Source organism: Paenibacillus sp. JNUCC-31, assembly GCF_014844075.1.
Taxonomy (GTDB): Bacteria; Bacillota; Bacilli; order Paenibacillales; family Paenibacillaceae; genus Paenibacillus.
The window spans coordinates 1,319,528-1,334,374 of the sequence record NZ_CP062165.1; the positions used below are offsets into that span (position 1 = coordinate 1,319,528).

The 14,847-nt window shown below is 44.7% G+C and carries 1 protein-coding gene and 1 pseudogene; both read right to left on the reverse strand.

From position 1 onward, the window contains the following. Position 1 precedes the first annotated feature (1 nt). Positions 2–6,559 (reverse strand): non-ribosomal peptide synthetase, encoded by a 6,558-nt coding sequence (locus JNUCC31_RS05780; RefSeq protein WP_192269352.1) that lies wholly within the window; start codon positions 6,557–6,559, stop codon positions 2–4. A 138-nt stretch (positions 6,560–6,697) separates the two neighbouring features. Continuing rightward, positions 6,698–14,806, reverse strand: a pseudogene (locus tag JNUCC31_RS05785) (SDR family NAD(P)-dependent oxidoreductase); the annotation flags it as partial. Positions 14,807–14,847 lie beyond the last annotated feature (41 nt).

The window sequence follows — 14,847 nt, forward strand, 5'->3', positions numbered from 1 at the left end:
TTCACTTTGTTCTGGCCTGACTCATCTTCATTAAGATTTCCCGTTGTCTTTTCGCTTTTTGTTTACTTCTGTCAAATGGATTTACCGTTTCGGTTTTACTCAAATAACGAGTTAGGGATTCCACAGTTGGATATTTGAACATGTCAACGGTGGTAATCTCTCTATTTAAGACATCCTTCAATTTAATTGCAGCCGTAACAAGCAACATTGAGTGACCACCGAGATCAAAGAAATTGTCTCCTGGATTAATATCATCAAGCTGTAAAACTTCGCGATACACCGCCATGATCTGCTGCTTGATTTGTGTATCTGTTTCATCTACCTTGCTATTAGAAGCCGTTGGATATACATCTAGCGCATGAGCAGCAAGCGAGTGCATATCAATCTTCCCATGAACAGTTAGGGGCATCGCATCCATCTGCACGAAATATGCAGGTACCATATATTCTGGTAGCATGCCCTTCAAATATTGTTTAATCGATTCGGTAGAGAGAATATCTGCTTCCTTTGCACATATAAAGGCGAGCAACTGCATGTTACCTGACATATCTTTCTTTGGGCTAACCATGACATGCGCTTCTTTGACTTGTTCATATGAGGATAAAACTGCTTCAATCTCCCCAAGTTCAATCCGATGTCCTCTTATTTTCACCTGCCTATCCATTCGGCCTAAATATTCAATGTTCCCATCCGGAAGCCATCTTGCCAAATCTCCAGTTCTGTACATTTTTGTTCCGAGTACGAATGGATTTGGAACGAACTTGGCATCCGTTAATTCGGCATTATTTACATAACCGCGAGCAACACTCACCCCTGCAATGCAAAGCTCGCCTGGAATCCCTACAGGTTGTAGCCGATTATGCGAATTAAGGATATATAGACTCGTGTTATCAATAGGTCTACCAATTGGAATTCTCAAAAGTGAGTCTGATACAGTGCAATCATAATATGAAACATCGATGGTAGCCTCAGTTGGACCATATAAATTCATCAATCTAGTCCCATAAGCCTGATGTAATGTCTGATGAAACAGCTTTGCCTGAGCACCGGTCAACGCTTCTCCACTTACAAACACTTGTCTCAGATGCGACAGTTTGTTGATGGATGAGAATCCAGTGATATATTGAAGAAAATTGTTTAACATTGAAGGGACGAAATGCATCACAGTAATGCCCTGTTCCTCAATAGCCTGAGCAATTAAATGCGGGTCCTTCTCAGCTCCAGCGTCCAACATGTAGAGCTTGCCGCCTTCTAACGACCACCAGAATAACTCCCACACTGAAACATCAAATGTAAACGGAGTTTTTTGAAGTATCGTATCATTACTGGTTAAACAATATACCTTTTGCATCCATTTCAATCGGTTTATAACTGAACGGTGTTCGATCATGACACCCTTTGGTTTGCCAGTCGAGCCAGAGGTATATATGATATAAGCCAGATCGTTAGGCTTATTAATATTATTCAACTCTTCATCACCCATGCTTAACAACACATTTTCGTCATACAAAATGCGTTCTCCTGTGAAACTAAATTCGCAAGCTAAGGGTTCAAGCATAAGCAATACAGAGGCTTCACTGTTACTCAATATATATTCAATTCGTTCTGCAGGATAATCAGGATCTATTGGCAAGTAAGCCCCTCCGGCCTTAAGAATCCCATACAGTGCAATCATTAATTCCGAGGATCTCTTAGCTGCCACAGCTACGATCGTGCCACGTTTTACTCCAGCCTTCTTCAGCACTCTCGCCATTTGGTTCGAACGTTTATGCAGTTCTTTATAGGTTAAAGAACGCGATTTACAGGAAACAGCTGTTTGATCGGGGAAAAGCTTAACCTTCTCCTTGAATAGTTGATGAATGCATTTATCGTCCGGATAGTTACTTTCCGTATCATTCCATTCGCTTAGAAGTAAGCTTCTCTCAGCCTCAGAGAGAAAATCGACCTCGCCAACAATTTTATCGCTTCCGGTAGTCATTTCATGAAGTAACTGTTCGTAATGACCGGCCATCTGTTCGATTGTCGACTCATTAAAAAGATCCGGATTATACTTGATAAAGATAGAATAACGGTTGTCGATATAATAAACCTCAAAGGAGATATCAAACTCGCCCTCCTGGTGGATTTCATGAATAGGCTCCAACATGAGCAGGCTGTTCTCATTGAACGACTCTTCTCCATTTTGAAGCAGATCTTCTGGCTTTAGCCAGTTTTGAAATACAAATGCAGCTTGAACGATGGGAGCGTCTCCACGGTTCGTTTTCCCCCGTATCTCTTTCACAACCTCTGCAAAAGGATAATTCCCGTGTTCAAGAGCGTCGTACGTTTTAGATTGAACCTGCTTCACAAAATCTCCGAATTGAAGTTCCGAGGTAACCTCACTACGGATCATAACGATGTTGGCAAAATAACCAATGACGTCATTGAATTGCTTCTCCTGTCGGCCTCGGAGTGCCGTTCCGACTGCTATATCTGTTTGCCCGGTATAATGGTGCAGCAGCATTTTAAAAGTGCTAAGCATAAAAATGTATGGGGAAACCTTTTCCTTCGCACTACCCTGATGAACGTTCTGCGTCAGTGCTTCATCTAACCTTTGAATGTACGTTTTCCCCTGGAAGTTGGAAGTTTCCGGCCGTGGACGATCATAAGGTAATTGAAGCGTAGGCGTTTCACCTGATAGTTGAGTTCTCCAGTAGGTTTGTTGACGCTGCCCAGTCTCACTACCAAGAAAATTCTGCTGCCAATCTACAAAAGCCTTATACGTTACTTCAGGTCCAGCAAGCTCCATCGAATCACCATTTAAAGCCTTGGCATACAACAGCAATAGCTCTTTTAGAAGTACCATTAATGAACTTCCATCGAATACAATGTGATGCACATTGATAAACAGAATATGTTCATCTTCTGTTTTGGTCAGTAAACATACACGAAGAAGTGGTCCTTTTTCTAGTTGGAAAGGCTCCCGCGATTTTTGAATCAAATATGCCTTGAGTTCCTCCTCAGACAAATGCGAAACATGTTCTGTTTCATAGAGAAACCGGTTCTCAGGGTAAATGGCATGAACCGCTTCAGTCCCATTCATTTCAATTACAGCTCTCAAGAGCAGGTGACGGTTAACAATCCCATTTACAGCTTTATGCAATGCATCCGAATCCATTTTCTGTTTGATTCTGAAGGCATGAGGCAAGTTATACGCATAGCTTGACGGAGCGAGCTGTTGAATAAGCCATATGCCCAATTGACCTGACGATAGAGGGAACCTAAGGGGTTCCTCTGGACTAACATTCGCCATTTCGAAGTCTGGTTGTAGGCAATCTTGAGGTCCAGACGGAGTGTTTTTATGGATGTACTCCGCTATTTCTTGAACCGATCTATAGTTGAGGAGCTCCTTATAAGACATCTCAACTCCAAACTCCTCTTTCACCCCGTTCATAAGCGACATACCACTTATCGAATCCAGGCCGTAACCGAACAAATCTTGTTTATCATCGATCCGATCAACAGTTATGCGTAATATGGACGATACCAGTTTCAACAGACGCTCACCGGTTCCCTCGCTTGGAATCCCTGAGGAACCAGGTTCTGCATGTTCAATTCCTGAAGAACTGGAATCAATCCGTACTACCGTGTTTGAAACATATCCAGACGGAGATGCCTTCGCATCTGACACCCAATAGCTCTCCTTTGCAAAAGGGTACGTAGGCATAGACACTCGGCTGTAATGATCATTCGAAAACAGCACCTCATAATCCAATTTATATCCTTGAATAAATAACTCAGCTACAACTTCCAAGTTATCTATGTATTCACGCACGTCATCCGAGATCAGACAATTGCGAATACATTGGTTACCGATCCGTCTAAGGGAAGGCCGTTCACGGGTTGCAATCGTTTCCGACTTGGTGGCGACAAATAATCGAGGAGATGTGACACCTTCAAGCCACTGGGAAAGTGTACTTCTCAACTCATCCTCATTCCTTACGATAAGAGCAAGCCTGTTGGAAAGATGTTTTCTCCCCACAAGGAGTGTGAAGCTCATATGGCTACAATATTTAGTTCCCGGTTTTTCACAATAAGAAACGATCTGTTCAGCTTGTTCTCGTAATTGCTCCTCTGTCGCTGCTGATAGCACAATCAAATGAGCAGGCTTACGAATTGGTTTTGTCTCCCTTTCCGGCGCCTCCTCAAGTACGATATGTGCATTCGTTCCACTGAAGCCAAATGAACTGACTGCTCCCAATCGACGCGCTCCCAACGATGGTGATTCCCAATGTTGAAGACGCGTGTTGACATAGAACGGACTCCCGGCCAAGTCAATATTGGGGTTATGCTTTTCAAAATGCAAGGACGGTGGGATTTGTCTGTTTTTCAAAGATAACAATACCTTGATAAACCCTGCGATACCCGCCACAGATGTGGTATGTCCAATATTAGTTTTAATTGAACCGATAGCGCAGTACTCTCGCTGGTCCGTGTATGCTCGAAATGCCTTAGTAAGTGCTTGATGTTCAATAGGGTCACCAAGCTTTGTACCCGTTCCATGTGCCTCTACCAGCTCTATTGCTGACGGGTCAATACCAAACGTATCATAGACATCGCGCTGTAACCTTTCTTGCGCAAGAGCGCTCGGTGCTGTAATCCCGTTCGTTGCACCATCCTGATTCATACCAGAGCCTCGGATTACACCATAAATATGGTCGCCATCTGCCATAGCAGCCTCAAGTTTCTTCAAAACAACCACTGCAACACCTTCGCCTGGAACAAAACCATCCGCACGTTCATCAAAAGTACGGCAGCGACCGGATTGAGAAAACATACCCGCACGGTTAGCAGAAATATAGAAACCAGGCGTCGTTTGTATGAATACCCCTCCGGCTAAGGCCATCTCTGTTTCTCCGCTCCAAAGTCCTTGGCAGGCGAGATGAATCGCTACCAATGAGCTGGAGCAAGCGGTATCTACCGTAATTGCTGGCCCACGTAAATTTAAATGATAAGAAATCCTTGCTGGAATGATCGATGCAGAATTTCCCCACATGGCTTGCGGTGGCGCATCTGGACCAATCAACCTGTCGTAATCTGCTCCGTTATAACCGACATACACCCCACAGGATCTACCTTGTATCTGTGTTCCAGCATAGCCTGCGTCCTCAAGAGCTTTGTAAGACTCCTCTAAGAAGAAACGCTGTTGTGGATCCATATAGGAAGCTTCCGCACCTGAAATGTTGAAAAACAAAGGGTCGAACCGATCAATATTGTCCAAGAAGCTACCATAATCACAGTAATCCCCAGACATATATTCTTCCAGATTCCAACGGGTTACTTTTTCGACTAGATCATGGCCCTCAGCAAGATGTTCCCACAATTGTTCCAGTGTTTCCGATTTGGCGAATCGTCCACTCATCCCGATTACAGCAATGGGTTCTTTCGAGTGCACACCACCCTGACTAGCCCCTTTGTTGCTTACTCCCGATGATGAGCGCTGTTCATCAATCCCCTTTTCATGTCGATCGACATCTTCAAGTACACTGTGATTAACTTCGTCAGACATGAGTTCTGTCTCTGTAAATCTATCATCTGCTTGGTAAAGAGAAAGAAGCCGCTCATTATACCGTGTGACGATATAAGCAGCTAAGCCGAGAACAGAGCTATAATCGAACAGGCAAGTCGTCTCTAGATCAATTTGCAAATACTCATTCAACTGTTGAATGAATTGAACACCCGTGATAGAGTCCAAACCATAATCCGTGAACGGTCTTTCAGGATCAATCAACTGCTCCTTGATATGTAACGTTTCCGTTAATTTTCCGATTATTGTGTCAACTACTCGGATCTCAAGGTAGGAGTCATCTTGCTTTGATACCATTGATTTTTGAGTTGGTGAGGTTCTGTTCACATTCAGTTGAAGAGATGGAGAAGATTCCTCAACCCGATTTCTGGTCTCGGCTTCTGTCCCAGTCTTCAAGTGACCATGGACTGGCTCACTAATTCGTATCATACCGTCACTTGCAGCAATGACAAGATGAGCTTCGCTCTGGAGCGAATGGCGAACGATTCGATAGCCTTCGCTTTCAAGTATAGCTGTCCATCTTTCCGGCATTTCTGAGGTCGAAACGGGGGCATTCTTATAAATCACCAGCCAGCCATTTCTCTTTAAGAGCTTCTTGGCATTCCGAACCGCACTTTTGATGCTGCCTTTGGCAAGATAAGTACTACCCGCTATTATCAAATCATATTCACCTTTTGAAAATCCTTGTTCAGATGGATCAGAATCGATAGTGAAGGTTCTACAAATTAAATAAGGAAAACTTGAGTTATTATTCTCTATAGCTTGATGTATATAAGCTTGCGAGATATCAGTAAGACTATATTCCTCAATAAAATCCCGGTAATGGTCAATGTTCTGGAGAACAGTACGACTCACCTCCCCACTACTCGCGCCGATCTCCAGAATCTTTAAGCGGTTTGTGGCATCACGCTTAATTCTCTCTCCGATGTAAGCAGCAACAGACCTTGCAAGAATCTTATTGCTATAAATCGCTTCATCCACTGATTCATTCATCTGCTCGGTCTCCTTTTAATTTCATAGTTATCGAACTCCTTTTTTATGTTGCTCATCTCACGTCTCTAGGCATCATTCTTCTGTTTAGACTTGTAGAGCCGTAATAGCATCTCCGTAGATTTGTTCCACATATCGAGAAAAACTGAGAATTGTGGGATTCTCGATCAGAGCGAGCGGAGTCATCTCAATTCCATACGTACGGTTTACCAGAGTCACTAGCTCAGTCAATAGGATCGGATCGAAACCATACTCATACAAATCAACATCGACATGTATTTCCTCAAGTCCAACTTGTAACAGCACCGATGCATGTTTGAGCATGAAGGCTTGCAAATTTTTCAACATAGGAGTGGATTCCGTTTCACTATTCATGTGTTTCTGCAAAGCAATAGAAAAGGTATTATCCGGCAAGTCTTCAAAGACATGCCCAATATCGATATCAGCTGGAAGTGTCTCAGGATATATCTCGATAACCTCCTCACCAACAATCCCTCTAATAGATGTGCGGTCGGAAGTTTTCACGAACACCATTTGATCCAAGGGACCATGCAACAACGATTCCAGGGCTTCCATAGCCTCAGCCGATTCAATAGAAGCAATTCCTGCCCGGTTCATAAGCTCCCTATGCAAGGCTGAAGCTCCTGCACCAACATCGCCCCAGTAACCCCAGTTCATTACTTTTACTTTGCATGACCATTCCAGAGACAAACGGTGAGCAACACTATCTTTGAATAGACAACCCGTCACATAGTTGCTCTGACCCGGCGTCTTGACAAAAGAATTCATGGAGGAAAAGAACAGAACGAAATCAAGTATTTCATGACGGAAAACCTGTGCCAGCCTTATACTTACGTCGGTTTTCGCTTTCAATCCATTTCTAAATCGATTCTCATCCATCGCTTGTATGCTTTGGTCAAATAAGTCAACGGCTGCGTGAACAACCCCATGAATGGCTCCAAAACGATTCTTAATTTCGATATAGGCCTGTTTTAACGCAACAAGATCGGATGCATCAGCGACGAGATATAATGGGGCTGGTCCGAGTACAGCAAGCGCATCCAATTTGGATTGAATTACTTCATCACAAGCTCTTCGGCCAATCCACACCACTTGAGCTTTATAATTCCGAACCATATGTTCTGTCCAAACTTCGCCAATACCACCTGCGCCACCGATAACGACATACACACCATTCATTCGCTGCGCTTCTAGATTCGTCTGACTCGTATCTTTAATCATCGCAAGTTTGCGACGTTGCCATCTTTGGTCTCGGTAAACCCATGCTTGACCGTAACGATCAGGAGGTAAATCTAGTGCATCGGAAAGTGGCCATTCCGCTCCCTCCTCCATATCCACAATGTTCATACTCCAGGAAGGATATTCTCTCGCCAATGTCCCCATTAATCCATAGATCCCAGCATCAACAGGGTTCGTCCATTCGCTTCTGCGAACCGTATGAGCCTGAACGGTAAATACATCCCAGCGCAGTGCCTTGGTTTCATAGCCAAGCTCCAAAACTGCTTTAATGATTCGGAAACCTGAAAACAATATGTCTTCCTGATCATCTAACAACGTCCCGTCCATAATGGTGCCTGTAGATGTTGTGGACGAAAGCCATACAATACGTTTAATATCGCCACCATGTTGAAGTTTCTTCTTAATCATTGCCGTTGAATCGTTTCCATCGACATCAATCAGTTCTGCTTGCGGAAAATAACTCATTATCTGGTATTTACTATCCATCGTACCGTTGATGACGATAATTCTTCCTTCTTCTATCGTCGACTCTGTTCGCCTAGCTATGGGTAAAAGGATTTCATCCCATATTGGAATGAGCCTCAGCGCTTCAGTAGTAACTTCCCTGGAAAACTCTTCTGAAGAAGAATCCACTTCACTTACCTGTCTGTCTCCCGATAACTGACCAAGGCTAGCTTCATTTTTAATCACCCAGTACCGATCCTTGGCGAATGGATATGTTGGCAGGCTCATTCGACTCGGTTTATTCCCTGCATACAAGCCGTTCCAATCGACGGAAAGCCCTTTGCTCCAGAAGGCTAGCAGTTTGTCATATTTCCCTTTTTCCATCCATGCCTGTGCTACCGTTTGCCAATCTTCGTCCCCTCCGATCAGCGCCATTGCTTCTTTATTTTTCCTTGCCTGCCCTGTGTATAGGTCGGTATGCTCGTCCTTCCCTTCCACATAGGCATGCAATTTGTCCTTCAGTTCTTCCAACGAAGCTGCTGTGAAGCCCAGGCGCTCGTCCATCGCTTCTCTCCCGACTTGCAGGGTATATGCTACTCGCTCCAGTTCCGACTCACCAATGGCTCCACGCTGGATCGCTTCGAGCAACAAGCGGGCTTGTTCGTTCAGACGCTCTGCGTTTTTGGCCGATAAGATAACGATTACCGGCTGTTCTCCTCTCACCGCTTTTACCGGGTTAGACGTTTGTGCTACATACTCTTCAATCACCACATGCGCATTTGCCCCGCCAAACCCAAATGAGCTTACACCTGCACGCCGTGGAATTGCGTTTCCTTCCTCATCTTCAAGTGCTTTCCACTCCTCTTCTTCCTGTACAATATAGAACGGACTGTCTTTCAGTTGGATATAAGGGTTGATCGTCTCACAATGTAAACTTTTCACGAGCTTTCTATGCTTCATTTGTAACAGCACTTTTATCACGCCTGCCACACCTGCCGCCAGCTCCAAATGTCCAATATTGCTCTTTACAGAGCCGAGTCCACATCTTCTTTCCGGTTGGTTTACTTCTCCCGTATCTTGGTACAGCGTCTTGAAAGCCGACTTTAACCCGTTGATTTCAATCGGATCCCCCAGTGAGGTCCCCGTACCATGTGTTTCGATATATGTCACTGTTCCTGGATCGATTCCCGCTTGCCGATAGGCTGAAAGCAAGAGATCTGCTTGGGCTTTCGGATTAGGTGCAGTGAGTGACGCAGCCCGGCCCCCGTGATTTTCCGCGGTTCCGCGAATCACGCCATAGATGTGATCCCCGGAAGCCTCGGCTTCGCTCAGCTTCTTCAGCAAGAGCATGCCAACCCCTTCGCCTCTCACATACCCATTCGCTTCGCTTGAGAATGTCTTGCATCGCCCGTCCTCACATAACATTCCCGCTTTGCTGAAGCTGATCTGTAGCTCTGGCGATACGATTGTATTTACGCCTCCGGCAATGGCCATTTCACAGTCACCACTCTGAATAGCCCTTACCGCACGGTGGATGGCAACTAGAGAACTGGAGCAGGCCGTTTCTATCGGTTCGCTCGGTCCGTGAACGTTCAGAAAGTAACTCATTCGGTTCGGACCCACGGAAGTTGCCAGTCCTGTTGCAGAATATCCTTCTATAGCAGCCTTCGCTTCCTTAATCAAACTGCTATAGCCGCTGTTCATCGTACCCACAAAAATACCGGTATTGCTGCCAGACAAGCTTTGAGCTGAGTAGCCCGCATCCTCGATCGCTTTCCAGACATAGGTCATTAAAAGCCGCTGTTGTGGGTCCATAAGCTCTGCTTCTTTCGGCGAAATGCCAAAAAAGAGCGGATCGAATTCATCAATCCCATTGATAAATCCGCCCCACTTTGCCTTTGTTTTGTTACCTTCCGTCATAGGATTTCCGTAGTACGCCTGCCAATCCCAGCGACTTGGTGGGATTTCTGAAATACAGTCCTTGCCTCCGACAAGATTCCCCCAAAATGCATCCACATCATCTGCCATCGGAAATATGCCGCTCAGACCTATAATGGCGATTGGCTCTTTTTCGGTTTTATCCTTCTGTTTAAGCGTGCTATTAGTGGAGAAATTATCATTAGCATGTCCTCGTCGCTGGAACTTCACTGGCTGCTGCTTTTTAGAAGCAGCAGCTGAATTATGATCGACAGAAGAATTCCTTGTAATCTCCCTATTTGGAGTCTTTTCATCAATTGCAGCAGCATATTCATTGCACATATAACCAGCCAAACCACTCATGGTTGGGTACTCAAAGAAAATTGCAGGCGTCAGCTCGATCTTGTAATGTTCGTTCAGCTCATTAGTCAATCTCGTAAATGTGATAGAATCGAAACCATATTCCGTCAACAGGGCATGTTCATCGATTTCTTCACGCTTCACTTTTAAAATGCTGCAGACCGCTTTCTCAATAAACCCGATTACATTTCGGAATTGAGCATCGTCTGTCTGGTATTCAGACAACACGCCTGGCACTTGAACTTCAGTGTGCACAGCTTGAAGCATCCGTTCCCTAATCTGGGATAAACGGCCCTCCATGACCATAACCTGCCCAAGACCCGTAGCGTACGCAATATACAAAGCCTGAATACCAGTCAAAGTATGCATGGGGACGATACCCGCGCTCCGTAGCATCATCTTCTCTGTTTCAGCATCAACTTGCATACCGCCATCCTGCCAAAGAGGCCAATTAATGGCCAGTGTGTATCCGTGTCGAAGGCCGGATGTAACCAACTGGTTTCGATATCCTGAAAACGCATCCATAAAACCGTTCGCCGAGGCGTAATCGCTTTGTCCCTGATTACCCAAACTCCCGGCTAGAGAAGAGAACAATATGAAAAAGTCAAGCCGCAGGTCCTTACTAGCTCGATCGAGATTAGCCACCCCCGACACCTTTGGTGCAATTACATCCATAAACTCTCCGCTCGACTTATGGATGATATAGTTATCTCGCTTCATCCCTGCGCTGTGAATAATGCCATCAAGAGATCCATAGCGCTCACAAATATAATGAATCAAATCATCGACCACGGGTGCATCCGTTACATCCAGCTGCCTGTACTCTACTTGAATATTAAACAATTCAAGCTCACGTAGCCATAGATCATCGGTATCCGTCTTGCTGGATCTACCAGTAAGAATCAATACCGCACCCTGTGCTGTACGCGCAATCTCTTTAGCAAAGATACGGCCCAATCCGCCCAATCCACCAGTAATGAGATATACGCCTTTTGCCTTCCAAGGAATGCACGGCTCTAGCGAACCTTGGTCTACCTCCGCCCAAGACTCAGTCATTCGTTTACCATTTTGATATCGAATGTGGCGTGAATGGGGTAGGCTTCTGTTTTCGGATAATTTATCTTTGATTACCGTCTCATCAATGGTATCCAGCTGAATGAGTTGCCCTCGTATCCGGCTATTTTCCATCTCTACTGATCTTAACAAGCCGAGCAATCCAACTAACGGTGCCCCGTCATTCTGGGGTGGAACTACAATTTGTATGAGCACTCTACCTACAGGTTTACTACTGATGATTGTCTTAATTTCTTCGAAAGCCTGTAGAGCATACGCTGTAAACTTCTCATCAATTAAGATGGATGCTGACTCTAATACGACATAACGAGTCCTTTCTAGTGGCATCTTCATGCTGTTTTTAAAGGTTGCTTCCTCCATTCCGCATAGAAGGACAACATGCTCATCGTCGTCTGATTGTACAGGAAGAAGCCCCGTCGCTTCTTGCCACACGGGTTGAAGCAAAACCAGGTCGTTTTTTATAGAGTCCGCCACTTCCACAATTCGAACCGAAAAACCTTTTATACGCACACAGATTTCACCCACGGTGTTATAAATGTGAATATCCATTGTCGTTTTAGTGCTCGTAGAATCATTGTTGTCGCTATAAGAGATCCTCGACCACATATTGGTGTCTCTACATGGACGAATAAACTCAAGCTCCTCTAATCCGTAAGGCATAATACGAATGGCTCTATCGCTACCAATCATCTGGCCAGATGACAGAATAAAACCAATAGATGCCTGCAATGCAGAATCCACAACACTCGGGTGCAAGGTGTATTCCTCTGCAGTCTCCGATATGGAATCAGGAAGTATTAACTCGGCCAACACTTCATCCTCGCAAGCATGAAGTCTTTTAATTCCTTTGTGGGCCGGTCCATACTTAATATCCATGTTCTCGAACAATTCATAGCATTGCTCCGCATCCAGCACGCTAACCCCGCAACGAATTAACGTCGCTTCAAGATCAAGAGGTGAATGTGTACGAATGGGCTCAATGGAAGCCCACGCACGGCAATACATGACAGGCATCTCATTTGGATCAACGGCTTCACTGTAAATTTCAATTGTCATTCCGTCGGCTTGACTGTCATTCACTCGAGTATGGACTTCTACAGAATGATTCTGGACGATAAACGGACGCTCCCATATAACGTTTCGTAAGCGAATCGACATCGGACCCTTTTCAGGCAATCGCCCAGCGAAACCAGCTGCCTTCAGTGCCATTTCTAAGTAAGCAGCGCCTGGCAACATTCGCTCTCCCCCAATTACATGATGAGAAAGGAAGAATTCGTTACCACTGAATGTCGAACTGTAACGTTGTTCAAATAAATCGGATGTGTTTAAGTGGAGCAATGGATGAAGTCGCCCGGTAAAATTCTGTAATGATATTTCCTCTTTGTCTTCTCCAAATTCTTCCAACGATTCTAACTTCGTTAACCAATATCTATTCTTAAGAAAAGGATACGTAGGTAGACTAACTCGATAAGGTTGGTCTTCACTGTAAAGTAGGTTCCAGTTTACATTGGCTCCTTTCACCCAAATGTCGGCAACACGATCTAGTTGTTTATTGAGAAGCCACACCTCAAGTACTTTGATTGCCTGCGCATCACTCTCGTAGATAACAACTTCATTCCGGCTTTGTTTTGTATTTCCACTGAAAATATCCGCAGTATCATGACCATTAACATATGCATCAAACTTTTGAAGAAGGTTGGTCTTTGATTCAGCCTTCACTGCCAAACGGTAATCCATCGGCTCTCGACCGGTCTGTAAAGTAAATGCCACGTCTCGTAGACTTGTATACCTGTCATTCTTTAACCACTCCATAACGTGCTTTACGTACTGTTGAAGTTGATTTTCGCTTTTGGCTGAAAGAACGACTAAAACCGGATCATTGTCATCAGAATTAATATGGGTTTCAGCACCTTTATTCATATATTGTTCAATAACAAAATGAGCATTTGTGCCACTGAATCCAAACGAGCTCACCCCCGCGCGAAGCGGGGCCTCGTTTTTACTCTCCCATTCCTTCACCTCTGTATTGACATAGAACGGTGATTGCTTAAAATCAAAATGCTCATTGTGTTTCTCGAAGTTCAATGTCGGAACCAGTTTCCGGTGTTTCATACTAAGTAAAACCTTTTGGATACTAGCAATTCCGGCAGCAGCAGAAGTGTGGCCTATATTGCTTTTAACCGAACCAATTGCACAGTAGTTCCTTTTATCGGTTTTCTCTCCATATACGGTTGACAATGCCTCCAGCTCAATTGGATCCCCTAATTTCGTCCCAGTTCCATGCATTTCGACGTAACCGATAGTCTCTGGATCAATACTATATTTCTCGTATATTTCTCGTTCCAGTTCCATTTGGCTATTCGCACTCGGCGCTGTGATACCGTTTGTTTTGCCATCTTGGTTGAGCCCTGACCCAATAATAACACCATAAATATGATCCTTATCCGCCTCAGCATCTTTTAATCTCTTCAACACCAGTGCACCTGCACCTTCTCCAGGAACGAATCCGTTTGCAGTATTGTCGAATGTCTTGCACTGCCCATCCGGTGACAACATGCCCGCACCACACATACTAATATAAGATTCCGGTGTCAAATATAGAGTGACGCCACCGACAAGGGCCATATCAATTTCGCCACTTTTCAATGCCTGACAAGCAATATGCGCGGCAACCAAAGAGGATGAGCAAGCGGTATCCACTGGAACCGCTGGCCCCTTCAAATTGAGATAATAAGGAAGTCTAGCAGCAGCTATAGCAAAACTATTTCCAGTTGTACTATTTGCACCGACCTGGTTCTGATATAGCATAAGACCGTACTCATTACTCATTATTCCGAGGTACACTCCGCATTTAGATCCACTCAGCTGTTCACGAGAATAACCCGCGTCTTCAAATGCATGATACGCCTCTTGCAGGAACAATCGCTGTTGGGGGTCCATATCTTCCGCTTCGGCAGGCGAAATATTAAAAAACAACGGGTCAAAACAATCGATATCATCAAGCATACCGATCCATTTGCAGTACACCTTTCCTCGCTGGGAAAGACGTGGATCATAGTAGTCTTCGACCTGCCAGCGAGAAGGAGGAATCACTCGGATAGAATTTTTGCCTTGAACAAGGTTGTCCCAATACTGGACCAAATCGGGAGCGTCCGGATATTTGCCTGACATTCCAATGATGGCAATTGCATCTTCACTGTCAGGTTTCTCCTCGCTGGTTTCAGGAAGTACCGGTG